Origin of the sequence: Phaeobacter sp. JH20_02, from assembly GCF_048056915.1 — a bacterium.
In the GTDB taxonomy this organism is placed as follows: Bacteria; Pseudomonadota; Alphaproteobacteria; order Rhodobacterales; family Rhodobacteraceae; genus Phaeobacter; species Phaeobacter bryozoorum.
This window is the reverse complement of sequence record NZ_JAYMVP010000028.1, coordinates 535,926-558,759: the sequence shown is the minus strand read 5'-3', so window position 1 is coordinate 558,759 and position 22,834 is coordinate 535,926. Positions and strand designations below refer to the sequence as shown.

Annotated in this window: 20 protein-coding genes; 10 read left to right on the top strand and 10 right to left on the bottom strand. The window is 64.3% G+C overall.

Going from position 1 to position 22,834, the window contains the following annotated elements:
• The first annotated feature begins 4 nt into the window (after positions 1–4).
• The 3 genes from VWY34_RS16770 (at position 5) to VWY34_RS16760 (ending at position 2,252) form a co-directional block, all read left to right on the top strand.
• Entirely contained in the window at positions 5–703 is a 699-nt protein-coding gene (locus VWY34_RS16770) for a TerB family tellurite resistance protein (RefSeq protein WP_416546315.1), read from the top strand.
• Entirely contained in the window at positions 684–1,679 is a 996-nt protein-coding gene (locus VWY34_RS16765) for an endonuclease/exonuclease/phosphatase family protein (RefSeq protein ID WP_416546313.1), read from the top strand. Before VWY34_RS16770 ends, VWY34_RS16765 begins: the two co-directional genes overlap by 20 nt.
• A gap of 132 nt (positions 1,680–1,811) precedes the next feature.
• Positions 1,812–2,252 carry a hypothetical protein gene (locus tag VWY34_RS16760; protein ID WP_416546310.1) on the top strand — a complete coding sequence of 147 codons (441 nt, stop codon included), beginning with the start codon at positions 1,812–1,814 and terminating at the stop codon, positions 2,250–2,252.
• Between the two features lie 63 nt (positions 2,253–2,315).
• On the opposite strand, the gene VWY34_RS16755 is transcribed toward VWY34_RS16760, so the two are convergent.
• The 3 genes from VWY34_RS16755 to VWY34_RS16745 are packed head-to-tail and all read right to left on the bottom strand — an operon-like array spanning position 2,316 to position 5,755.
• On the bottom strand, positions 2,316–3,860 hold the full coding sequence (locus tag VWY34_RS16755; RefSeq protein ID WP_416535123.1) for a Ppx/GppA family phosphatase: 1,545 nt from the start codon (positions 3,858–3,860) through the stop codon (positions 2,316–2,318).
• A 47-nt stretch (positions 3,861–3,907) separates the two neighbouring features.
• A complete protein-coding gene (locus VWY34_RS16750; protein ID WP_340546024.1) occupies positions 3,908–4,678 on the bottom strand; it encodes a DnaA ATPase domain-containing protein in 771 nt (256 codons plus the stop codon).
• A 9-nt stretch (positions 4,679–4,687) separates the two neighbouring features.
• Positions 4,688–5,755, bottom strand: coding sequence for an AI-2E family transporter (locus tag VWY34_RS16745; protein ID WP_340546023.1), 1,068 nt, complete (start codon positions 5,753–5,755; stop codon positions 4,688–4,690).
• 224 nt (positions 5,756–5,979) lie between these two features.
• Here VWY34_RS16745 and proS point away from each other — a divergent pair, with 224 nt between their 5' ends.
• The 3 genes from proS to VWY34_RS16730 all read left to right on the top strand — a co-directional run bounded on the left by proS (position 5,980) and on the right by VWY34_RS16730 (position 9,563).
• Positions 5,980–7,335 (top strand): proline--tRNA ligase, encoded by a 1,356-nt coding sequence (proS, locus tag VWY34_RS16740; protein WP_416539031.1) that lies wholly within the window; start codon positions 5,980–5,982, stop codon positions 7,333–7,335.
• Positions 7,336–7,564: 229 nt separating this feature from the next.
• Positions 7,565–8,857, top strand: a complete 1,293-nt coding sequence (locus tag VWY34_RS16735) for a lipoprotein-releasing ABC transporter permease subunit (protein ID WP_416546308.1) — start codon at positions 7,565–7,567, stop codon at positions 8,855–8,857.
• Entirely contained in the window at positions 8,850–9,563 is a 714-nt protein-coding gene (locus tag VWY34_RS16730) for an ABC transporter ATP-binding protein (RefSeq protein ID WP_340546020.1), read from the top strand. The genes VWY34_RS16735 and VWY34_RS16730 overlap by 8 nt, the downstream gene beginning before the upstream one ends.
• Before the next feature lie 10 nt (positions 9,564–9,573).
• On the opposite strand, the gene VWY34_RS16725 is transcribed toward VWY34_RS16730, so the two are convergent.
• The 4 genes from VWY34_RS16725 to parE all read right to left on the bottom strand — a co-directional run bounded on the left by VWY34_RS16725 (position 9,574) and on the right by parE (position 16,309).
• Complete coding sequence (locus VWY34_RS16725) at positions 9,574–10,260, bottom strand: hypothetical protein (protein ID WP_416546306.1); 687 nt, start codon at positions 10,258–10,260, stop codon at positions 9,574–9,576.
• A 62-nt stretch (positions 10,261–10,322) separates the two neighbouring features.
• Positions 10,323–12,389 carry a molybdopterin-dependent oxidoreductase gene (locus VWY34_RS16720; RefSeq protein WP_416546304.1) on the bottom strand — a complete coding sequence of 689 codons (2,067 nt, stop codon included), beginning with the start codon at positions 12,387–12,389 and terminating at the stop codon, positions 10,323–10,325.
• A gap of 101 nt (positions 12,390–12,490) precedes the next feature.
• The gene (locus tag VWY34_RS16715; protein ID WP_416546302.1) at positions 12,491–13,243 is read right to left on the bottom strand and encodes a hypothetical protein; all 753 of its coding nucleotides are present in this window, start codon (positions 13,241–13,243) and stop codon (positions 12,491–12,493) included.
• Between the two features lie 1,107 nt (positions 13,244–14,350).
• A complete protein-coding gene (parE, locus tag VWY34_RS16710) occupies positions 14,351–16,309 on the bottom strand; it encodes a DNA topoisomerase IV subunit B (RefSeq protein ID WP_416539024.1) in 1,959 nt (652 codons plus the stop codon).
• A gap of 226 nt (positions 16,310–16,535) precedes the next feature.
• On the opposite strand from parE, the gene VWY34_RS16705 reads away from it, so the two are divergent.
• Both VWY34_RS16705 and VWY34_RS16700 read left to right on the top strand, forming a co-directional pair.
• The gene (locus VWY34_RS16705; protein ID WP_416546300.1) at positions 16,536–17,951 is read left to right on the top strand and encodes a pyridoxal phosphate-dependent decarboxylase family protein; all 1,416 of its coding nucleotides are present in this window, start codon (positions 16,536–16,538) and stop codon (positions 17,949–17,951) included.
• Positions 17,952–18,183: 232 nt separating this feature from the next.
• Complete coding sequence (locus VWY34_RS16700; protein ID WP_416539022.1) at positions 18,184–18,792, top strand: carboxymuconolactone decarboxylase family protein; 609 nt, start codon at positions 18,184–18,186, stop codon at positions 18,790–18,792.
• Positions 18,793–18,801: 9 nt separating this feature from the next.
• Here VWY34_RS16700 and VWY34_RS16695 read toward each other — a convergent pair whose 3' ends face one another.
• A complete protein-coding gene (locus VWY34_RS16695; RefSeq protein ID WP_340546012.1) occupies positions 18,802–19,536 on the bottom strand; it encodes a DUF2461 domain-containing protein in 735 nt (244 codons plus the stop codon).
• On the opposite strand from VWY34_RS16695, the gene VWY34_RS16690 reads away from it, so the two are divergent.
• Complete coding sequence (locus VWY34_RS16690) at positions 19,535–19,696, top strand: hypothetical protein (protein ID WP_416546298.1); 162 nt, start codon at positions 19,535–19,537, stop codon at positions 19,694–19,696. The two genes, VWY34_RS16695 and VWY34_RS16690, sit on opposite strands and share 2 nt — an antisense overlap.
• A 9-nt stretch (positions 19,697–19,705) precedes the next feature.
• The gene (locus VWY34_RS16685) at positions 19,706–21,103 is read left to right on the top strand and encodes an MATE family efflux transporter (RefSeq protein ID WP_416546296.1); all 1,398 of its coding nucleotides are present in this window, start codon (positions 19,706–19,708) and stop codon (positions 21,101–21,103) included.
• A gap of 107 nt (positions 21,104–21,210) precedes the next feature.
• Here VWY34_RS16685 and VWY34_RS16680 read toward each other — a convergent pair whose 3' ends face one another.
• Positions 21,211–22,077: a delta-class carbonic anhydrase gene (locus VWY34_RS16680; protein ID WP_416539020.1), complete on the bottom strand. Its 867-nt coding sequence runs from the start codon at positions 22,075–22,077 to the stop codon at positions 21,211–21,213.
• Between the two features lie 331 nt (positions 22,078–22,408).
• A complete protein-coding gene (locus VWY34_RS16675; protein WP_416546294.1) occupies positions 22,409–22,831 on the bottom strand; it encodes a hypothetical protein in 423 nt (140 codons plus the stop codon).
• Positions 22,832–22,834 lie beyond the last annotated feature (3 nt).

The window sequence follows — 22,834 nt, the reverse complement described above, 5'->3', positions numbered from 1 at the left end:
CCATATGTCACTTTGGACCCGCATCACCGAAGCGCTCGCTGCGCTGGCCTCTGGCCAGAGCCTCAGCGATGTCTTCGACAGCCTGCGCGCGCCACCGGAACGCACCGTTGCCTTTGCCATCGCGGTGATTGCGCTTGGTGCCAAAATGGCCAAGGCGGACGGGCAGGTCACCCGCGACGAGGTCACCGCCTTTCGCGAGGTGTTCCAGATCGCGGCGGAGGATGAGGCAGGTGCTGCGCGGGTGTTTGATCTCGCCCGGACCGATGTTGCGGGCTATCAGGACTATGCCGCGCGGATCCAGAAGATGTTTGCCAATGACCCGCAGACGCTGTGCGATCTGATGGAAGGACTGTTTCACATCGCCATGGCGGATGGGTTTTATCATCCCGGCGAAAACGAATTCCTGTCCGAGGTCAGCCGCATCTTCGGTCAGAGCGAGCAGCAGTTCATGGCGCTGAGGGCGCGGTTTGTTGCCGATGCGCCGCGCGATCCCTACACGGTGCTGGGGGTGACCCCAGAGATGCCGCGCGAGGAGATCCGCAAACATTGGCGCAAGCTGGTGCGAGAGACCCACCCGGATGCGATGATGGCCCGTGGCGTCCCCGAAGAGGCGGTGCGGCTGGCGGAAAAGCGGATGATCGACATCAACCGCGCCTGGGATGAAATCAACGGATGTGCGGCCCATGCGGCTCGTCACCTATAACGTCGAATGGTTCTCCTCGCTGTTTGACGCCGGGGACCGCCTGCTGATGGACGCTGGCAGTTCGGGCCGCTACGGGGTGGATCGCAGCAGTCAGACACGCGCGCTGGCGCGGGTGTTTCAACGCCTCGATGCCGATGGCATCATGGTGATCGAGGCCCCGGATACCAATGGTCGCCGCCAGACCGTGCGCGCGCTGGAACATTTCGCGCGAGAGGCGGGGCTGCGCAGCACCGACGCGCTGATCGGTTTTGCCAATGACACCCAGCAGGAAATTGCCTTTCTCTACGATCCGCAGGTGCTGCGGGTGGCCCATACACCGGCGGAAACCACCGAGGCACCGCGTTTCGACGGTGTCTTTCACATTGATCTGGATATTGATGCCAAAAAGGATGCGGTGCGGTTTTCCAAACCGCCGCTGGAGCTGACCCTGACCACAAACGGCGGGCGCGAGGTGGCGCTGATCGGCGCGCATCTGAAATCGAAAGCGCCCCATGGCGCGCGCTCCGAAGGGCACGCGGTCAGCCTTTCGATTGCCAACCGGCGCAAACAGCTGGCACAGGCGATCTGGCTGCGCCGCCGGGTTGAGCAGCTTCTGGCCGAGGGGCGGGATGTCATCGTGATGGGCGATCTCAATGACGGGCCGGGGCTTGACGACTATGAGCAGCTGTTCAATCGCTCCTCGGTCGAGATTGTGATGGAGAGCGATCTCTATGATCCGAACGCCCAGAGCCTGCTGCAACCCCGGCTGCGGGTAATGCCCACCACGGCACGCTTTTATGACAAGGCAAACAAACGCTATTTCAGTGCCTTGCTGGATTATGTCATGGTCTCCTCCGGGCTGCGCCAATCGGCGCAGAGCTGGCGGATCTGGCACCCGTTCGAGGATGCCGCCTGTTATGAGGATATCGATCTGCGCGAGGCGCTGCTGGCGGCCTCCGATCACTTTCCAGTCAGCCTTGATCTCGATCTTGGGTGAAGGCCCTCAAAGGTTCACCGGCGGCACCGGGGGCTGCGCGACGCCGCCGGTGGTGGTCGCCACTTCAATCCTGGCGTGTTTCGCCTATATTGACGGCAAGCAATCCCGTCCAACCCTAAAGGGGGCAATGACATGATGCCTAGGTTCCGAATGACGCCTCAGTCGATGCGCGGCCTTGCGCTTGCGGGGCTGCTGGTGCTGCCGCTGACAGCGCCGGTGGCTGCCGAAACCGCACCCGCGCCAGAGGACGAAGGCAGCAGCCTGATGCAGCGCGGGGCAGAGCTGTTCTGGGAGGGGCTGCGTCAGGAAATGGCGCCCGCGCTTGACGATCTTCAGGCGCTGGCGGATGAATTCGGGCCAAGCCTGCAAGGGTTCCTGTCGGAGATGGGGCCTGCACTGGCCGAGATTGCGGGCAAGGTCGAGGACTGGAGCGTTTATGAACGTCCCGAAATCCTGCCCAATGGCGATATCATCATTCGCCGCAAGCCGCAGGACGCTCCAGACGTGCCGCCGGGTGGATCCCCGCAGGCCAGCCCGGACACCGATCTGCCCGAAGGCACAACCGACCTGTGACGCGCTGAGGATCGGCCCAGAGCGGCAAGGGAGGGTCTGACCCGATGCGGGGCAGGCCAGCGGTTACTTGCGGATCTTCACCCGTACCTCTGCCTCCAGCGACCGGGCAAGGGAACTTAGCCGTGCTTCGGCAACCTCGCCAAACAGCGGCTCCGCCTCGGCCGGCAGTTCCAGCAGCAGGTGTTTCTTGCGCGGTTGCCAGACCAGCTTGCCGATGTCGCCATCCTTGCTGACCATCAGCATGGCGCCGAACCGCATCGCCTTGCCCAGGATCTCGGCCTCTTTCTTGCCGCGCTCGTCCAGAAGATCATAGAGATATTCAAACGCCGTCCCCTGCCGCTTGTTGCGATAGCGGTGCAGCAGCGCAAGGCCGAGAAAGATCCGTTCGGAGTGTTTCAGCCCGCCCAGATTGGCCCGTGTGGCGTTGTCGAAACAGACCTCGGCGCGATAGTCGGGATGGGCGCGCCAGCTGACGTCATGCAGCAGGCAGGCGGCTTTCACCAGCCGGGTCTTGGCATGGTCGGAGGATCTGAACAGCGGCGAGACGAATTCATACAGCGTGCGGCCAAAACCGGGGATGCGGGCATCCTTCTGCTCGGCAAAGCGGCTGGCTTCGATCAGCGGATCGCGGTCGCGCAGGCGCTGGGGCATCTGCTCATAGAGGAGCCCCTCGCGGATGCCATAGCTGGAGACGGCGATATCCTTGGGCCGAAAGGTCTTGACCAGCCGCGACAGCACATCGGCGGCATAGGGCACCAGCGACATCCGGGCGCTGGAAACACCGCATTCGGCGCGCAGCTCTTCCAGGTCCTGGGTCTCGATATAGCGCAGGGTCTCGCGCACGGATTGGGCGCTCATGCGGTATTCATGCAGGACCCGCAGCGGGTAGCCGCGCCGCGCCATGTCGATCCGCGCAATCGCCCGCCAGCTGCCGCCGACCAGAAACAGCCGGTCGTTCTGCTGGCCCATCTCGCTGCGCAGGCCCTCCATCACCTCGGTGATATGCGCCTTGCGGCCACGCCGGCCTCCCGCAACGTCGCGCAGTTTCAGCGGGCCGAGTGAGGAGGTCACCCGTTTGCCGACCTCACCGTCATGGATTTCTGCCAGCTCCATGGAGGAGCCACCGATATCGCAGACCAGACCATAGGATCCGGGCCAGCCCAGCAGCACGCCCTGCGCAGACAGGCGCGCCTCTTCCTGACCGTCGATGACCCAGATCTTCAGCCCGGTTTCGCGCAGCACCTCGTCGCAGAAATCCTGCCCGTCGCTGGCATCGCGCACCGCCGCAGTGGCCACCACCGACAGCGGCGGCATGTCCATGCCCGCGGCCAGATGCTGGAACCGGCGCAGCGCCGACAGGGCGCGGATGCGCCCCTCCGGGTTCAGCCGCCCGGTCTCCGACAGGCCAGCGCCCAGGGCACACATGATTTTTTCGTTGTAGAAATAGGCGGGGCTACGGGCGGCCCCGTCAAAGATCACCATCCGCACCGAGTTGGAGCCGACATCCACCACGCCCACCCGTGACAGGGCGCGGGCGCCCGGATCGTCAAACAAGGGTCGGCCAAAAGGCCCCCAATCGGCGGTGGCAGGCTCCGGTGTCACGTGCATGTTGGCTCCGTTACGTGTCGTCAGGATGGGGGATCGGCAAAGCCGGGTCAATCGCAGGCTGCGGCAGCGCCGGACCTGTCTGCGGCATCGGCTGATGCGGTGGCGGCTGGTTTCTCCGCAGGCCGCGACGGGCTGCGCGCGGTTCGGGCAGGGCGGTCCGACATCAGCTCGACCGCCAGCACCCGCGACACCATCCGCCCTTCGGCGAGGGACAGGCGGTCCAGCTCCTCGACGATCTGCGAGGCCGCGGCAAAGGAGCGGTCCATATGCGCCACCAGATAGGGGATCACATCGGGTTTCGGGGTGATCTGCCGGTCGTTGAACAGTTTTGCCAGCACCACCGACAGCAGCGCGTCATCCGGCGGTTGCAGCTGGGCATGGGTCGCGCCTTCGACCCTGCTTTGCAGATCGGGCAGCGACATCGCCCACAGATGCGGTGCGGCCCGCCCGGTCAGCATCAGCGCATGGCCATTGGCCAGAACCAGATTATGCAGGTGAAACAGGGCATCCTGCGCCTCGGCGTTATCGGCAATATCCGGCACGTCCTCGATGGCGATCGGGCCGTCAGCCAGATGCGGCACATCCGCCTTGGTCAGCTGCCAGGCGGGCAGGATGCGCGCGCCGGAGTTGCTGGCCCAGACATGCACCAGATGGGTCTTGCCGGAGCGTTTCGGCCCGCTCAGCACCAGCTTGCCGCCGGGCCAGGCAAAGGCGGGATCCAGCATCGCCACCGCCATCGCATTGGAGGGCGCGACAAAGAAATCGTCCCGTCCAAGCGCCGGTTTCGCCGGGAGGTCAAAGCTCAGCTGTTGTGCCATGGGTCAGGTTCAGTCCGCGTCGTGAAAGGCTTTGCCCTGGTACAGGCGACTGTCCAGATAGCGCTCAACCAGGAACCGCGCAATCACCCCGAGTGCGGCGGCAACCGGCACCGCGATCAACATGCCGACAAAGCCGAACAGCGCGCCAAAGACCGACAGCGCCAGCAGCAGCCAGACCGGATGCAGCCCAACCGAATTGCCAACCAGCTTGGGGGTGAGCAGATTGCCCTCAACCACCTGACCGATCACGAAAATGCCTGCGACCATGCCGATCGACCACCAGTCGCCCCAGAACTGGAACAGCGCCAGCCCGATGGCCAGCGCGCCGCCGATCAGGGCGCCGAGATAGGGGATAAAGGTGACCAGACCGGCGATGAACCCCACCGCAAGACCGAAGTTCAGCCCCACCAGCATCAGCGCCACCGCGTAATAGGTGCCGAGAATCAGGCAGACCGTCCCCATGCCGCGGATAAAGGAGGCCAGCACCTTGTCGATGCGCGCGGCCAGCTCGCGGATGGTGGGGGCGTGATCGCGCGGCAGCAGCTCGTCGATCCGCGCAACCATGCGATCCCAATCGACCAGAAAATAGACCGCGACCACCGGAACAATCACAAACAGCACCATGACGTTGACCAGCGAAACCGCGGAGCCGACAACGCCCTCCAGCACGCTGATCGCCTTGCTTTGCAGGGTCTGGGCAATGGACACGATGGTCTGCTGGGCACGGCTGCCCTCGTCAAACAGGGACGGGGCCTGTTTCTGGGCAAAGTCGCGCAGGTTCTTGAAGGCCTCCGGCAGCACCTGCGCGAGGTCGATCATCTGGTAGATCAGCGTCGGCACCACCACCAGCAACAGCACCACGAACAGCAGTACCGCCGCAACGGTGATGGTTGCGGTGGCCGCCGTGCGGCTGAGCCCCGCCGCTTCCAGCCGGTCGGCAATCGGATCAAGGAGATAGGCAATCGCGGCGCCCAGGACAAACGGCAGCAGGACATCGCCCAGTGCCCACATGGTCACCGCAAAGACCACGGCGGCAATGCCCCAGTATTTCAATTGCTTCTGTGCCGGAAGTGCCATGTGTTGCGTCCTGCTCTCAGCCTGATCCTAGGGGCCTGTTTGGGCAGAAGTCTTCGCCCATGCGCCCCGTCGATGCAACCCCAATGACCGGCCACCGGTTCCCGCAGGGGGGGCGGTCAGGTCATTCGCCCGGTCAGCCATGTGCCGAAACGCAAAGCACGATTGCCTGAGGCGCGTCGATGGCTTAGACCGCTTGCGAACCCAGATTGATAAATGAGACCGCCATGCGCCTGTCCCGCTATTTTCTTCCCGTGCTGAAGGAGACCCCCTCCGAAGCCCAGATCGTCAGCCACCGCTACATGCTGCGCGCCGGCATGATCAAGCAGTCCTCTGCCGGGATCTATTCCTGGCTGCCCTTGGGCTTCAAGGTGCTGAAGAAGATCGAAACCATCGTCCATGAAGAGCAGATGCGCGCGGGTCATATCCCGATGCTGATGCCGACGCTGCAATCGGCGGATCTGTGGAAGGAATCGGGGCGCTATGATGACTATGGTCAGGAAATGCTGCGGATCTCCGATCGCCATGGCCGCGACATGCTCTATGGTCCCACCAACGAAGAGCTGATCACCGATATCTTCCGCAGCCATGTCGGCAGCTACAAGGATCTGCCGCTGACGCTCTACCACATCCAGTGGAAATTCCGCGACGAGATCCGCCCGCGGTTTGGCGTCATGCGGGGCCGTGAATTCTACATGAAGGACGGCTATAACTTCGACCTGACCAAAGAGGACGCGCTGCACGCCTATAACCGTCATCTAGTCAGCTATCTGCGCAGCTACGAGCGTATGGGGCTTCAGGCGATCCCGATGCGCGCCGATGGCGGGCCGATTGGCGGCGATTATACCCATGAATTCCTGGTTCTGGCCGAGACCGGCGAGAGCGAGGTGTTCTATGACAGCGCAGTCACCGATCTGACCTTTGGCGATCGCGAAATTGATTACGACAGCGTCGAGCAGTGTCAGGGTGTGCTGGAGGAGTTTACCTCGAAATATGCCCGCACCGATGAAACCCATGACGAGGCGCTGTTCAACGAGGTGCCGGAAGACCGTCGCCGGGTGGCGCGCGGGATCGAGGTTGGCCAGATCTTCTACTTTGGTACCAAATATTCCGAAGCGATGGGTGCCAATGTGCAAGGCCCCGATGGCAAGCAGTCGCCGGTCCACATGGGCTCGCACGGGATCGGCGTTTCGCGTCTCCTTGGCGCCATCATCGAGGCCAGCCACGACGAAAAGGGCATCATCTGGCCCGAAGGTGTGACGCCGTTCCACTGCGGGATCGTGAACCTCAAACAGGGCGACGAAGAAGCCGACGCCGCCTGCGAGAGCCTTTATGACGCGCTGACAGCTGTCGGGCTGGAGCCGCTCTATGATGATCGCAAGGAACGGGCAGGCGGTAAATTCGCCACCATGGACCTGATCGGTCTGCCCTGGCGCATCACCGTCGGCCCGCGTGGTCTGAAAAACGGCGTGGTCGAACTCACCTCGCGCCGGAGCGGCGAAAGCGAGGAACTCTCGCCCGAGGCGGCAGTGCAGAAGATCGTGGAGATCTATGCCAACCACCAGACCGGCCGGGGCTTCTGAAGCGGCGCATAGCCCGCGACACGCCCTTATGGAACGATCAGCACGGTCCGCGCCCCATTGGTGCGGACCGTTTGCGTCTGGGCCTGGAATTTTGCCAAAAAAACCAGCGCCCGGCCGATGGCGGTGGATTGGTGTCATCGCCGGGGAATGCTGCCGGGGCGGAAACCAGATCTTGACCTCGGGCCGTGGGCAGCACAGGTTGCGCTGAACTTTGCCCGGCAGGATCATTATGGCCACACCACTCCCGTTTTCCCGTTTTGAATGGCTGATCGCCTGGCGTTATCTGCGGGCGCGCCGGGCCGAAGGGGGCGTCAGTGTGATGACCTGGATCAGCCTCATCGGCATTGCGCTTGCCGTCTTTGCGCTGATTGCCACATTGGCGGTGCGCACCGGGTTCCGCTCGGAATTTGTCGGCACCATTCTGGGGGCCAATGCGCATGTGACGCTCTATTCACATGGCACGGTGACCGAACAGGGCCAGCTGGACCGCAAGCTGACAGAGTATGACGCCCTGGCCGAGGCCGCCGCCGCGGTGCCGGGTGTGATCCGCAGCGCGCCGCTGATCAAAGGGCAGGTGATGGCAAGCCTACGCCAGCGCAGCGCCGGGGTTGAGGTCTTTGGCATCTCTGCGGCCAATATCGCCAGCCTGCCGGGGATTGCCCAGAGCGAGGCGGCGATTGGTGACCTGTCGCGGTTTGACGAAGGCGTGGCGCTGGGATCTGGCGTGGCCCGTGAACTGGGCGTGAGCGTCGGCGACCGGATCAAGCTGATTTCCCCCGATGGGGTCAAGACCGCCTTTGGCACCAGCCCGCGCGTCAATGCCTATGAGGTGGTCTATATCTTCACCGCCGGGCGCTATGACATCGACCGCACCCGGCTTTACATGCCTTTTGCCGAGGCGCAGAGCTATTTCAACCGCGAAGGCTTTGCCGATGAGATCGAGGTGATGGTGGAGGATCCCGAAACCGTCGATCGCATGGTGCTGCCGCTGTTGCAGGCCGGGGATGAGGTTGCCCCGGGTATCGGGGTCTGGACCTGGCGCGATGCCTCGGGTGGCTTCCTGCGCGCGCTGGAGGTCGAGGACAATGTGATGTTCATCATCCTGTCGATCCTGGTGCTGATTGCCACGATGAATATCGTCTCCGGGCTGATCATGCTGGTCAAGAACAAGGGCCGCGATATCGGCATCCTGCGCACCATCGGCCTCAGCGAAGGGTCGGTGATGCGGGTGTTTTTTCTCTGTGGGGCCTGCACCGGCGTGATCGGCACTGTGCTTGGGGTCATTCTGGGCTGTCTATTCGCGATCTACATTGATCCGATTTTCTCCTTTGTGAACTATGTGATGGGGGGCGGGGTCTGGGATCCGGCGATCCGGGGCATCTATGCGCTGCCCGCCGAGCTGCGGCTGGCGGATGTGCTGTCGGCGGTGGCGCTGTCGCTGACCTTGTCCTTTGTCATCACCGTTTTCCCGGCCCGGCGCGCGGCGCGGATGAACCCGGTGGAGGCGCTGCGCTATGAATAACCCCGAAACGCAGACAGGCGCGCAATCTGCCGTATTGCAGCTGAGCCAGGTCGGCAAATCCTACAACCACGGCCTGCCAACGCAGGTGGATGTGCTGACTGGCATTGATCTGACGGTGAAGCCCGGAGAAATCGTGGCGCTGGTGGCGCCCTCTGGTGCCGGCAAATCCACCCTGCTGCATACGGCCGGCCTGCTGGACACGCCCGATCGCGGCACGGTGCGGATTGGCGGGCAGGATCTGACCGGCAAATCCGAGCGGCGGCGTACGGCGGTGCGGCGGCAGGATGTGGGGTTTGTCTACCAGTTCCATCATCTGCTGGCGGAGTTCACCGCGCTGGAAAACATCGTGTTGCCGCAGCTGGCCAATGGCATCAGTCAGGCCAAGGCAGAGGCGCGGGCGCAGGATCTGCTGGCGCGGGTCGGGCTGAGCGACCGCGCCGGGCATCGCCCTGCGGCGATGTCGGGCGGCGAGCAGCAGCGGGTGGCGTTTTGCCGGGCGCTGGCCAACGGGCCGCGTCTGCTTCTGGCGGATGAGCCGACAGGCAACCTCGATCCTGCTACCGCCGATCAGGTCTTTGCGGTGCTGATGGAGCTGGTGGCCGAGACCGGCATGGCGGCGCTGATTGCCACCCATAATCTGGAGCTGGCAGAGCGCATGGACCGGGTGGTGCGGTTGGACGGCGGGCAGCTCCATCCGGGGCTCTGAGCCGCATCGGTCAGGCGCAGATACCGCCCAGCTCGGCGCCTTTCCAGGGCAGGTAGACATCGCTTTCGCGGCTTTGCGGCAGGTCTGAGACGGGCATCGCCGCCTTCAGCATTCCATGCAGCCGCTTGGTGCGCGCGCCGGTTGGGTCCAGCGCACGGCAGCAGACGTATTCTTCGACAATCGCGCCCTGCTGTTCATAGGCAAAGTCGATGAAGCGGTCGTCGCCTTTCAGATCAAACAGATAGGGATCATCCGTCGCGCGGTGTTCGGCGGCGGCGCGCAGCGGGTGATAGCCGGTCTTGGCGCGTTGCTGCCATTGCCAGACATGGGTCGCCTCATGGGCCAGCAGCATCGCCTCCACCAGATAGAGCCGCTTGGGGTAGGCGGGCATGTAGTCGTCGATATACCAGTCGCGCACGAAGAAGATGCGGTTGAACAGCGCCAGTGCGGCGGGGGAAGAGGTGACGATCTCATCTTTTACGGGCGGCAGGATGCGTTCGCGGCAGGTCACGCGGGGGCGTGGCTTGCGGCGAAATGTGACCTGCGAGAGCGGCGCGCCCTTGACGATGCGCAGGCGGTTCATATCCAGTTCGGGCCCGTGAATACGGCTGAGGAACTGCTGCTCGCCTTCGGACAGCGGACGCCCGCAGGACAGCAGGGCAAGGCACCCCAGGACAAGACAGAACCGCGCGATCATGGACCCACCCTAGGACAAGTTGCGCCTGGGTGGGAACTGGTTTTGCGAGCTTTGTCGCGTGGTCAGCTGGCAGCGCGGCGCAGGTCCACAAAGGTCTCGTTATAGCAGGCGCCATCCTCGGTATCGGTGCGGATATCGGCGGGGATCAGCGCGTTCACGGTCAGACCCGTGGCGCTGCTGGCGCGCCAGGTGCCCTTGGGGCTGTAGAGCACGCCGGGACGGGTGGCATCGCTGATTTTCAGCCGCAGGGTGACGGTGGCCCGATCGTTGAAGACCTCCAGCAGATCGCCATCGGTCAGCTCACGGCTGGCGGCATCCTTTGGGTGCATTTCGACCAGTTCGGCCCCATCTGAGGGTGGCTGATCGCCAAAGGTGGCATTGGTGCGTTTCGCAGAGGACGGCGTGATCAGCACAAAGGGGGCGCTGCGCGGCACCGGATCATAGCGCGGCACGCCAAAGCCGTAGCGGGTCTCGTAGTCCTCGCTGAACAGCTCAATCTTGCCCGAGGCGGTGGCCGGCGCAATCGTATCACAGAGGATTGGTGCGGCGCCCTCGGCGGCGGTGATTTCCAGCGCCCGGTCGAGGGGGATTTCACTGGGGCGGTGGCCCTGAAGCTGTGGATGATTGCCGTCCAGCGCCTGATCCATCAGCTCGGCATCGCTGGCCTGAAACAGCGGGTCGTCATAGCCGAACCGCGCGGCCAGACGGCGGAAAATCTCGGTATTGGGCAGGCTGTCGCCCACCAGCGGAATGACCGGCGCGGCACGCTGGATGAAGTTCTGGCCGTAAGCACCATAGACATCGTCATATTCAAAATGGCTGGCGGCGGGCAGGATCACATCGCACATCCGCATGGAATCGGTCATCGCCACATCGCAGCCCGCGATAAAGATATCCTCCTGACTGAGCGCTTCGATCAGGCGGGCCTGATCGGGGTGGGTGGCGACCGGGTTGTGATTGTAGATCATCACCGCCTTGACCGGGATGCGCATGTTCTGGTCCAACAGTTTGCGCGCCACATCGACGATGTTGAACACCCGTGTGTCCGGGTCGATCAGGTGGCTGGCCTGCAAGCGGTCCTGTGTTTTGGGGGCGGCGAGGCCGGGTTTGGCCAGCACCCCGGCGCCCAGCCGCCCGTGATGGCCGGTCAGCGCCTGGAGCGCCATGGCCGCACGCAGGCCGGAGCCGCCTGAGCGTCCGCGTTCGATCCCGTTGCCAAGCGAGGTGGACATGCAGCGGGCCTGTGCGATCCAATCCGCCAGCTGGTGGAACTGCGCCAGCGGGATGCCGCAGACCTCGGCCACCTGATCGGGGGTATAGCTGCGGGCAGCCAGCAGGTATGGTTCTGATCCGGTGGTCCACTGGGCGATAAACTCATGGTCCAGCGCGCCGCGCCGCTCCAGCTCAGCCGCCAGTGCCATCGCCAGCACCACATCGGTGCCCGGCACCGGTTGCAGATGCAGGTCGCAGTGTTCGGCAATCTTGGTGCGTTTGGGGTCGATCACCACCAGCCGTGTGCCCTTGGCGCGGGCTTGTTTCAGCAGTGGCGCCATATGCAGGTTGGAAACCGTAATGTTATTGCCCCAGACCAGCACCAGATCCGAATGCAGCAGCTGCTGTGGCGGCGTGCCGGGAGCGGGGCCGAACAGGCTCTCATAGGCGCCACCGCGCACCCCGCCGCAGAGCGGCCCCCGGTTCAGCCGGGTTGCGCCCATGTGGTAGAAAAACCGCCGGTCCATCGACCCGCCGGCCAGCTCGCCGTGGGGGCCTGCGTAGTTGAAGGGCAGCACCGATTGCGCGCCGTGGGCGGTGATTGCGCGCATGAACCCGGCGTGGATCAGGTCCAGCGCCTGCTCCCAGCTGATCGGCTCATAGCTGCCGCTGCCGCGCGGGCCGCTGCGGCGCAGCGGCTGGGTCAGCCGGTTGGGACCATGCACGAAGCCTGCAAAACTGCGCGCCACCTTGTTGCAGATCACCGCGTCGGTCAGCGGATTGGCGTGTGATCCGCGCACCGCCGTGATCTCGCCATCCGTGACACTGACGCTGAGGCTGCAGGTGTCGGGGCAATCCAGCGGGCAGACGCTGGGCAACTGGGTGGTCGGGCTATCGGCAGGGGCGTTGTCGCGCATGGCTGGGCTCGCAAATCTGAAAGGGTCTGTCGCGGTCAGCCTAGCCTGGAATGTGACCTTGTCGAAATGGCCAGTTCGGTGAGTTTTGATAAGGCCAGGACCTAGCGCAGATCCACCACCGATTTGCCCAGCCGGAACGGCGCGGCAAAGGCCACCATGCAGAGCGCGAGGATCTGCAACACCAGAATATGAGCGTTGTCCTGAAGATATTCCCATTCGCTCTTGAGCTGGGTGATCTGCCCGATCAGCGCGTCATAGGCGCGGGCCAGGATCAGAAAATCGCCCGCAATGGTCGGCACCTTGCGGCGCAGGGTGTCGACGGCGGCTTTGGTCGGGGCATCCAGCGCGGTAAAAACGGTAAAGGCGGCGGGATCGAAGGCATCCGCCTTGGCGGCCATTTCCATCATCTCAGGCGTGTGCTCGGCGCGGCCAAAGATCAGTCGCAGCCCCTGCAGCGGGGTGACCTGATCGGTGACGGCGATGAACAGCGGCAGCTCGGCATTGCCCGCGGTGGAGGCGGAGAGAAACTCGATCTTGTCGCAGAGCGTGGCGATATCGCTGTCATAGGCCGGATCGCAGAAGCGCAGGCGAAAGCGCGCGGCGTCGCGGTCAAAAGAGGCGGTGGCGGCATAGGCGATGTCGATCTGCCGTTCCAGCCGCCCGGTATCGGCCTTGTAGATGCCCGCCAGCACAGCGACCAGCGCGCCGATACCGCCCAGCACCACCCAGCCCAGATCCGCCAGCCGCCAGACCCGGTGTCCTGCAGGATGGCGAAACAGCAGCGCAGTGCCGAGGCTGCCCGCGCCGAAACACAGGAGGATCAGCAGCAGCTGATTGTCGGCGATGGTCATCATGGCGGCGGCTCCTGCGGGTGGGTCCGGGGTGGGCTGGCTCAGGGGAAGTGTAGAAAGACCAGCGCCTTGCAGGCAAGCGCTATCACCGCGCGGCCGGTGATGCCCAGAGGCGCGGCGGGGGATGTCCTGATTGTGATGTCACCCGCGTGGTGGGGAGCGGGTAGTTGCTGCGGGCAGCAAAGAGCAGGCGGCGCCGCCAAGGGCCCAATGTCTCCACTGGGGCCAGAGGCGGAGGGTGGGATGGGGATTGCCCATCTTCGCGAGATATCTGCGAACCGCCCCGGTTGGTGGCCGTGGCGTCCGATCTCCAGGTGGTGGGGCGGGGTGTCAGTCCGCCCCGGATGTCGCGACGGGATCAGCCTGGCAGATCGGGTTTAAGCGAAGGTGGAAGGGGCGTGCGGTGGTCCGGGGGCTGGCGCAACGGGGGTACGAGCCACCTTGACCGGGCCGCGTGCCAGCCCCCGGCAGGCGCAGACCTATAGGCGGGATGCCTTCCCCCTCTCGGCGGCAAAGCCGCCTGCCGGGCAGGGGGCGGGAGTATTTGGGGAAGGTGAATTGGGAGCGGAGTTCCCCTTTGGGACGTGGGGCGCCAGCCGCACGGCCCGCGCCTGACCTTCCCCCCGGGAAGGCGCTTCACGCCTCCCCAAGGTCAGGCGCGGGCCTTGTGGTGCGGGAGGGAAGCAGGAAAGCAATGAAGCAACAGGATTTTGATAATGTGGGTTCGGCGCCTCGTCTCTTTCAGATGATCAGAGGCGGGGTTGTCTCGCAATAGTCGCGAGGGCCGACCACTTTCACAAGAGCGCCCAGACGAGACGCCTCAGACCTTATCCGCGGGGCGGCGAGCCCTATCGCCACATTCGGGTCCTGGGTTTGAGCCAGTCCTCCTGGGCAATCCGCTTTATTGCGGACCTCGTTGGTAGTGCGCAGAGGCAACAATTTGATCCTAACCCGGTTTCCCTTTCGGGCGCTCCAAGAGGCCACTACACCTCCTGCCTCAAGTCAGGGAGAAAGAAAAACGCTTCCAAGAGAAGCTCCTTCCTCCCGCACTTGTGCGGGTCCACTACATGTAGGGGGCGGATGAACTAATGCAAGCATATGGTGTGAAATTTATACATCCAGCTCCTCCACGAACTTCGCGTTTTCCTGAATATACTGGAAACGAAGCTCGGGTTTCTTGCCCATCAAGCGCTCGACCAGGTCGCCCGTTTCACCCGGCTCGTCCTCGTCGATGGTCACACGGATCAGCTTGCGGGTCGTGGGGTCCATCGTGGTCTCCTTCAGGTCCTTGGCGTCCATTTCGCCAAGACCCTTGAAGCGGGAGACGTCGATCTTGCCCTTGCCGCCGAGGCCCTTTTCCAGCCATTTGTCGCGCTCCGCCTCATCGAGGCAGTAGACGCGGCGCGCACCCTGGGTCAGGCGGAACAGCGGCGGGCAGGCGAGGTAGAGGTGGCCGCCGTCAATGAGCGGGCGCATCTGCGTGAAGAAGAAGGTCATCAGCAACGAGGCGATATGGGCGCCGTCGACGTCCGCGTCGGTCATGATGATGATCTTGTCATAGCGCAGATCGTCGAGGTTGAATTTGGTGCCAAGGCCGACGCCAAGCGCCTCGCAGAGGTCGTTGATCTCCTGATTGGAGCCGAGTTTGTTGGAGGCCGCGCCCAGCACGTTCAGGATCTTACCCTTGAGCGGCAGCAGCGCCTGATTGACCCGGTTGCGCGCGCCCTTGCCGGAACCGCCCGCGGAGTCACCCTCGACAATGAACAGCTCGGTGCCGGCGCGGTCCTTGGAGGTGCAGTCGGTCAGCTTGCCGGGCAGGCGCAGTTTCTTGGTGGCGGATTTGCGCTGGGTCTCTTTCTCCTGCTTGCGGCGCAGGCGTTCCTCAGCCCGCAGCACGAGAAAGTCGAGGATGGCGCCGGCCGATTTGGTGTCAGCCGCCAGCCAGTTGTCGAAATGATCGCGGACCGAGTTTTCCACCATCTTGGCGGCGGCCTCGGTCGACAGGCGGTCCTTGGTCTGGCCGACAAAGGCGGGATCGGCGATGAAGCAGGAGACCAGCGCGCAGCCGCCCGCCATCAGGTCGTCGCGGGTGATGTTGCCAGCCTTCTTGTTGCTGACCAGCTCGCCGTAGGCCTTGATCCCTTTTAGGATTGCGGCCCAGAAGCCCGCCACATGGGTGCCGCCCTCGGGTGTGGGGACGGTGTTACAGTAGGACTGGGTGAAGCCGTCGCGGGACGGCGTCCAGTTGATCGCCCATTCCACGTATCCCGGCGCGTTGAATTTCTCGCGAAACTCAACCTTGCCGGCAAAGGGCTGGTCGGCGTAGACGGAGGATTTGCCGAGCACCTCTGTCAGGTAGTCCTTAAGGCCGCCGGGGAAGTGGAAGGTGGCCTCGGTCGGGGTCTCATTGTCGTCGATTTCCGATTTCCAGCGGATTTCGACGCCGGAGAACAGATAGGCCTTGGAGCGCACGAGGGTAAACAGGCGCTTGGGCTTGAACCGGTGGGAGCCGAAGATCTGCTCATCGGCGTGGAATGTGACGAAGGTGCCGCGCTTGTTGGGGGCGGCGCCGATTTTTTCCACCGGACCCTGGGGGAGGCCGCGGGAGAAACGCTGTTCGAACAGTTCCTTGTTCTTGGCCACTTGCACGACCATGGAATCCGACAGCGCGTTCACCACGGAGGAGCCGACGCCGTGCAACCCGCCCGAGGTCTGATAGGCCTTGCCGGAGAATTTGCCGCCTGCGTGCAGGGTGCAGAGGATCACCTCAAGTGCCGATTTGTCCGGGAACTTCGGGTGCGGATCAATCGGGATGCCACGGCCATTGTCGGAGATGGTGACGGAAAAATCCGCGTGCAGCGTCACCTCGATCCGGTTGGCGTGGCCCGCGACGGCCTCGTCCATGGAGTTGTCGAGGATCTCGGCGACCATATGGTGCAGCGCGCGCTCATCGGTGCCGCCAATATACATGCCGGGGCGCTGGCGGACCGGTTCGAGGCCTTCCAGAACCTCGATCGAGGAAGCGTCATAGGTCTCAGAAGCGGGCGTGCTGAGGAGGTCGTCGGCCATATGCGGGGCTGCTCTTGGTTGGTTTTGATTGGCCGCCATTATGGCAGGTGTTGGGGCCGGGTGGAAGAGGCACGCAAGGGGCTGTGGATAAGGCAGGGCAGGGTGCGCGGCGATCAGTTCATCGGTGGTAAGGCCGGGCAACCGGGCTGCGGCGATATTCTTCGTGCGGTGCCTGGGCTTGCGGGCTACACCTGTGGGCAACGGCAGGCAGGAGGAGGGCGCGCGGGTGGCTGAGACTGGGATCAAGACGCAGGATTGGGCGGTGTTCCGCGCTGAGGCGCAGCGGATGCTGGAGGCGGCGCTGGACCAGATGCAAGAGGCAGCGGAGCGCCCCTGGCAGCCGGTGCCGGAGGATATTGACGCGCGCTATGCGGTGACGGCGGAGGCGCTGGGGCCGCAAGAGACGGTCGACCGGATCATCCGGGACGTGCTGCCCTATCACGGTGGCAACACCCATCCGCGGTTCTGGGGCTGGGTGCAGGGATCGGGTCTGGCGACGGATCTGATCGCCTCGGTTGCGGCGGCGGCGGTCAATGCCAATATGGGCGGGCGCGACCATGGCGCGAACTACATGGAGCGCGCGGTTGTCGACTGGACGCGCCGCAAAATGGGGATGCCGGAGGGGGCCAGCGGCATTCTGGTGACCGGCACCTCGCAGGCGACGGTGATTGCCTTTCAGGCGGCGCGGCTGCGGGTGCTGAAGGATGTCCGCAAGACCGGCCAGGGCGCGGTGCGGCTGACCGCCTATGCGGGCGAGGGCGTGCATAATGCCTCGCTGAAGGCGGTGGAGCTGTTGGGTATCGGTTCGGACAATCTGCGCAAGGTGCCGCTGGTCGATGGCCGGCTGGACTGCGCGGCCTTGGCCCGGATGGTGGCCGAGGATCGGGCCAGGGGCGCGCTGCCCTTTCTGCTGGTGGGCAATGCGGGCACCGTGGATCTGGGGCAGTTTGACGATCTGAATGCCTTGGCCGATGCGGCAGCGGATTTGGGGCTTTGGCTGCATGTGGACGGGGCCTTTGGCGCCTGGACGCGGATTGCGGCGGAGCCTTACCGGTCGCTGAGCGACGGGATCGGCCGGGCCGACAGCATCGCGCTGGATTTCCACAAATGGATGTATGTGGGCTATGACTGCGGCATGGCGCTGCTCAGGAATGAGGACGAGCACCGCGCGGCCTTTGCGGCGCGGCCTGCCTATCTGGAAGGCGCCGAGCGCGGGCTGGCGGGCGGTGAGCCGTGGTTCTGCGACTATGGCATTGACCTCAGCCGTGGCAACCGGGCGCTGAAGGTCTGGACGGCGCTTGAGACCTATGGCGAGGCGGCGTTCTGCGAGGCGATCACCGGCAATTGCGAGCTGGCGGCGCTGATGGCGGCTGAGATTGAGGCGCAGCCGCTGATGGCACTGGGCGCGCCGGTGGTATCGAATATCTGCGTCTTCACCGCGCGCAGCGATCTGGCGCCGGAGGCGCAGTCTGTGATCAACGCGCATATTGCCCAGACCCTGCAGGAAAGCGGCGAGGCGGTGTTCTCGACCACCCGTGCGGATGGCCGCGTGATGCTGCGCGCGGCGATCACCAATCACCGCAGCCGCGCGGCGGATGTGCGGGCGGCGATTGCCGCGGTGGCGCGGGAGGCGGCGACGTAAAGCGATGAGCCCCGCGCCTGCCTGGGCGGGCGCAGGCGTGACGGCGCGGCTTGGCGCCCGGCGCGATAGATGATTGCCGTTGCGTCTTGTTGCGCCGGTGAACGCGCCTGCCGGGGGGCAGGCAGGCGCGGGGCGGCGGTGCCGCCTTGCGTAACATCTGTGACGTTCGGTTCCGTCTTTCCGCCACGTCAGATCCCGCTACTCTCCGGGTCAGACAATCAGGGAGAGTGACATGGCCTGGATCAGGACCGTTCCGTTTGAAGAGGCAACCGGCAAGCTGAAAAAGCTCTACGAGCGGGTGACCGGGCCGGGCAACAATGTCGACAACATCATGATGGTGCACAGTCTGCGGCCGCATTCGATGGAAGGGCATATGGCGCTTTACAAGAATGTGCTGCACCACAGCGGCAACAGCCTGCCGAAATGGTATCTGGAGGTGCTGGGAGTCTGGGTCTCGTCCCTGAACGACTGCGCCTATTGCGTGGAGCACCATTTTGCCGGCCTCCAGCGGCTGCTGGCGGATGAAGCGCGGGGGCAGGAGATCCGCGCCGCGATCGAGGCGCGCAACCCGCAGCTGGCGCCGTTGGATCCGGCGCAGCGGGCCGGGCTGGTCTATGCGCGCAAGCTGACCGAAGCCCCGGCCGCGCTGATCGAGGCGGATATCCATGCGCTGCGGGCCGCCGGTCTGGATGACGGGCAGATTCTGGAGATCAATCAGGTCTGCGCCTATTTCTCCTATGCCAACCGCACCGTGCTGGGGCTGGGCTGTTCAATCCGGGGGGATGTGCTGGGGCTGAGCCCCAACAACAGCGACAACCCGGAGGACTGGGGCCACAGCTGATCCCGGCGATCAGGCAGCGACCGGCTTGGTCAGGATCGGGCGCAACAGGGTGAAGACGGGTGCCAGCACGAGGGCCGCGCTACAGATCGCGGCCTTTGGATCCACCGGCGACGTGAGGTCGAGATCAGACCACAGGGTCAGCGACTTGCGGCGCAGGAGATCGGCGTGGGGATGGGTCTGATCCTGTGGCCCCGGCACCCGTTTCAGCTCAGCCGCATTGGGTCGAAACCCCTTGAGGGTGAGGATATCCAGCAGCGCCGCCAGCTCATCGGCAAAGCCGCTGTCGGGGGGCTGTCGGCGCCCGTCGATCTGGTCGAGGCCTGCCGTCGGATAGACCCGGACCAGCGGCCGGCCCGCAACCGCAATGCGCCAGCGGCTGAGCGCAGCACCGTCAAGGCTCATGACACCGCCGCCGACGCGCAGCCGGGCCGGGTCGATGCCAAAGAACAGTCCGGCCCCCGGCAGCAGCGGCAGCTTCCACAGCATATGCAGATGGGTGTGATAGGGGGTCTTGTCCCTGGAAAACCGCAGATCGCGCTGGGGCCGGAACAGCTTGCCCTGAATGCCGGGATGATGCGGGCGCAGGTAATCGGCAACCTCAGCCAGCAGCGCCTCTGCTGGGCGGCGCAGCTGGTCGTCATAGCGGGCCTTATGCGTCTGGAACCAGTCGCGGCTGTTGTTCTGCGACAGCTCCGTCAGGAAGGCCTGCGCATCAGGGATCAGCTGGCGTGTGAGATCGGACATGCAGGCGCTCCTTGCTGGCGATGATCGGCACCGCCAGCATATCACATTTGCCGCAGATCGTACGCATAAGACGGCGCGCATGACCGGCACGGCAGAAGCCGGCGGGCAGATTGCAACCGGAGCGGAAATGAGGCTTGCCGTCCTGTCGACCCGTGCCTAAGGCTTGCATATGACACAGAGATTGCCCGCGCCCGCCCCGAACACACTCCTCGCCCATAGTCGCGCCATTGCCGTGCTTGGCCTGCCGTTGATTGGCGGGCATGTGGCGCAGTTTGCCATCGGGCTGACCGATACGGTGATGCTGGGCTGGTATGGGGTCGATGAGCTGGCGGCGGTGACGCTGGGCTCGTCCTATTTCTTCTCGATCTTCCTGTTCGGATCCGGTTTTGCCTTTGCGGTGATGCCGATGGTGGCCGCCGCAGCCGGTGCCGGCGAAGAGCGTCAGATCCGGCGTTCTACCCGCATGGGGCTTTGGCTGTCGCTGGTCTACGGGGTGCTGGCGATGCCGCTGTTGTGGTGGTCAGAGGCGATCCTGCTATTGCTGGGCCAGGAGGAGAAGGTGGCGCATGACGCGGCGGAATACCTGCGGATTGCAGGCTGGGCGCTGTTTCCGGCACTGCTCTACATGGTTGCGAAATCCTATCTGGCGGCGCTGGAACGGACCCAGATCGTGCTGTGGCTGTCGGTCTTTGGGGCGGTGGTGAACGGGCTGGTGAACTATGCGCTGATCTTTGGCAACTGGGGCGCACCTGAACTGGGGATTGCCGGGGCGGCGCTGGCCTCGCTGGTGACCAATGGCCTGTCCTTTGTGCTGGTGCTGGTCTACGCGCTGAAGGCCTTGCCGGAGCATGAGCTGCTGAAGAATTTCCAGCGTCCGGACTGGGAGATGCTGGGCCGGGTACTGCGCATGGGGCTGCCGATCGGGCTGACCACGCTGGCCGAGGCCAGCCTGTTTGCGGCCTCGGCGATGATGATGGGCTGGCTGGGCACGGTGCCGCTGGCGGCCCATGGTATCGCGATTTCGCTGGGCGGGCTGACGTTCATGGTGCATCTGGGGCTGTCGAATGCGGCGACCATCCGGGCGGGCAATGCCTATGGCCGCGGCGACCGCGAGCATCTGGCACGCGGCGGCAAGGTGGTGACGCTGATGTCGCTGCTGGTATCGTCGGTGGCGATTGTCCTGTTCCTGACAGTGCCCGGCCCGCTGATGTCGCTGTTTCTGGACAGCGCCGACCCGCAGAAGGCCGAGATCCTGCTGATCGGCGGCGTGCTGCTGGCGGCGGCGGCGCTGTTTCAGCTGATGGATGGTATGCAGGTCATCGCGCTGGGCCTGTTGCGCGGTGTGCAGGACACCGGCGTGCCGATGGTGATTGCGGGGCTCAGCTATTGGGCGGTCGGGATACCGGCCTCTTATCTGCTCGGCTTTACCTTCGGCATGGGCGGGCTTGGCGTCTGGCTGGGGCTGGTGATCGGCCTGTCGGCGGCGGGGCTGTTCCTGATGATCCGGTTCTGGCGCCGCTCGATCAAGCGGGTGGGCGCCCCCTCCGCAACGCTGACCACCGGATAACGGCGCGAGGCACCTGTCAGCCGCGCACCGGAAAGGGGGCGCTATCGCCCCCTTTGGTCCTGTTGCCGGGTCATCACCGCGACCACCGGTAGCCGTGGCGGCGCGGGCTAGTTGCTGATCGGTGCCAGCAGATCGGGGTTGGTCACCAGATTGCGGACGCCATGGGCGTGGGTCTCGTTGAAATAATTATGCTCGAGCCAGGTGCCGACGCTGTGGATATTGACGCGGATCACCTTGGGCCGGACGCTCCAGGTGACCTGAAACGGGGAGCCTGTGGTATTGTACCCCGGACCGGTGGTGGAGCCGGCATAGCTGATCGGGGTGCCGGAATTGGCCGGGATGTTCTGCGCCTGATAGAGGTTGTTTCGGACGGTGAGACGGGTCAGCTCGGTGAAATCGGCGGCGTTTTCGTCATTGACCAGCACATAGACCTGCGCCTCAACCCGCAGCTGCGGGTTCTTGATCGCATCGCTGAGGCAGGCGCCCAGCGTTGGCCCCGGGGTCACCTGCGCGGTGGTGTGGACGTAATGCACCTCGATGGTGTCGCCCGGTTGCAGATCGCCGTGGCCGCCCTCGGCGCCGATGGGGCTGTCCAGCGGCGCCAGTTCCGCCTCGCTCAGCGTGCCGTCGTATTGATAGCCGGTGCCATAGCCTTTGCCATCGCCATTGCCCGCGTAGCTGGTGAATTCACCGCCGCGATGTTCTGCGTTTTCATGGAAATGGATATTGCAGAGGTTCATCTCGGTGGCGGGCGGTGCCGCGCTGAAGACGCGCAGGTTCTGCCCCTCGACCATGTCGATGTCGCGCGGTGATTGCGGACCAAATCCGGCCCCGAAGGTGCTCATGGCCAGTGCCGCACGTTGCCGGTCGATTTCGCTGTCCTTGACGGTCTGCGCGCTGTCTGCGGCCAGTGCGACACCGCTGGCGAGGGTCAGGGCGGCAAAAGCGGGCATGATCGAAATATATGACGTCATCGGGAATCCTGTTGTGACTGAATGATACTGGTAACAGTGGCGGCAGTGGCGGATCTGCGCAGGACCAGAACAGGGGGCCGGGGTGATCGCGCTACAGTCCGAAACTGCCGCCAATGGTTCCTATAATGATTGTGTGATAAAAATATTAATCGCCTTATGGTTGCCATTGCAACCCACCCCTCACCGAAGGGCTGGCGGTGGCGTCCAGCGACAGAGGACGTAAGGAGCGGCGGCGCGACACGCATGATGTGCAAGCCGCCAAAGATCCGCGCGTACGCATCGGGTGATGTTCAGATCCGGCGCCACCGATGGCCGGTCATGCCCACGCTGATCAGGAGGGGTCGCTGTCCTTGGCGCCACGGGCCAGATGATCGGCCTTCTTGCGCACCAGCACCGAGCGCAGGTCGTGCATGGCGAGCAGCAGCTGGTCGGTGATCTCCTCCAGCTGCGCGGCGCTGGCCTTGCTTTGTGCCCAATGGGCGGTGCTGTTCAGATGCTCGATGGTGCGGTGAATGTCATCCATCTCGCGCGTGGCCAGCGTCTCGCGGCGCTGATCCATCCAGCTGCGGATCGCGTTCAGATCCTCGGCACTGAGGTCACGGTCGCCATGGGCGCGGATCTCGCCGCTGCGCAGCTTCACCACGGCGATCTGATCCATGTCCAGCCGCCGTTGCCGGTTCTCACTATCGACGCGGAACACAAAGGCTCCGTTGTCGCGCAGGCGAAAGTAATAGTCCGGCAGGGAGGCAGCCATGCG

Bases quoted from the DNA above. Each gene is read 5' to 3' on its own strand.
- VWY34_RS16745 (WP_340546023.1), bottom strand. From the start codon at position 5,755: ATGGCACTTCCGGCACAGAAGCAATTGAAATACTGGGGCATTGCCGCC.
- VWY34_RS16760 (WP_416546310.1), top strand. From the start codon at position 1,812: ATGATGCCTAGGTTCCGAATGACGCCTCAGTCGATGCGCGGCCTTGCG.
- VWY34_RS16675 (WP_416546294.1), bottom strand. From the start codon at position 22,831: ATGGCTGCCTCCCTGCCGGACTATTACTTTCGCCTGCGCGACAACGGA.
- parE (WP_416539024.1), bottom strand. From the start codon at position 16,309: ATGGCCGACGACCTCCTCAGCACGCCCGCTTCTGAGACCTATGACGCT.
- VWY34_RS16735 (WP_416546308.1), top strand. From the start codon at position 7,565: ATGGCCACACCACTCCCGTTTTCCCGTTTTGAATGGCTGATCGCCTGG.
- VWY34_RS16765 (WP_416546313.1), top strand. From the start codon at position 684: ATGCGGCTCGTCACCTATAACGTCGAATGGTTCTCCTCGCTGTTTGAC.
- VWY34_RS16685 (WP_416546296.1), top strand. From the start codon at position 19,706: ATGACACAGAGATTGCCCGCGCCCGCCCCGAACACACTCCTCGCCCAT.
- VWY34_RS16725 (WP_416546306.1), bottom strand. From the start codon at position 10,260: ATGATCGCGCGGTTCTGTCTTGTCCTGGGGTGCCTTGCCCTGCTGTCC.
- VWY34_RS16695 (WP_340546012.1), bottom strand. From the start codon at position 19,536: ATGTCCGATCTCACACGCCAGCTGATCCCTGATGCGCAGGCCTTCCTG.
- VWY34_RS16715 (WP_416546302.1), bottom strand. From the start codon at position 13,243: ATGATGACCATCGCCGACAATCAGCTGCTGCTGATCCTCCTGTGTTTC.
- VWY34_RS16690 (WP_416546298.1), top strand. From the start codon at position 19,535: ATGCAGGCGCTCCTTGCTGGCGATGATCGGCACCGCCAGCATATCACA.
- VWY34_RS16700 (WP_416539022.1), top strand. From the start codon at position 18,184: ATGGCCTGGATCAGGACCGTTCCGTTTGAAGAGGCAACCGGCAAGCTG.
- VWY34_RS16750 (WP_340546024.1), bottom strand. From the start codon at position 4,678: ATGGCACAACAGCTGAGCTTTGACCTCCCGGCGAAACCGGCGCTTGGA.
- VWY34_RS16680 (WP_416539020.1), bottom strand. From the start codon at position 22,077: ATGACGTCATATATTTCGATCATGCCCGCTTTTGCCGCCCTGACCCTC.
- proS (WP_416539031.1), top strand. From the start codon at position 5,980: ATGCGCCTGTCCCGCTATTTTCTTCCCGTGCTGAAGGAGACCCCCTCC.
- VWY34_RS16730 (WP_340546020.1), top strand. From the start codon at position 8,850: ATGAATAACCCCGAAACGCAGACAGGCGCGCAATCTGCCGTATTGCAG.
- VWY34_RS16755 (WP_416535123.1), bottom strand. From the start codon at position 3,860: ATGCACGTGACACCGGAGCCTGCCACCGCCGATTGGGGGCCTTTTGGC.
- VWY34_RS16720 (WP_416546304.1), bottom strand. From the start codon at position 12,389: ATGCGCGACAACGCCCCTGCCGATAGCCCGACCACCCAGTTGCCCAGC.
- VWY34_RS16770 (WP_416546315.1), top strand. From the start codon at position 5: ATGTCACTTTGGACCCGCATCACCGAAGCGCTCGCTGCGCTGGCCTCT.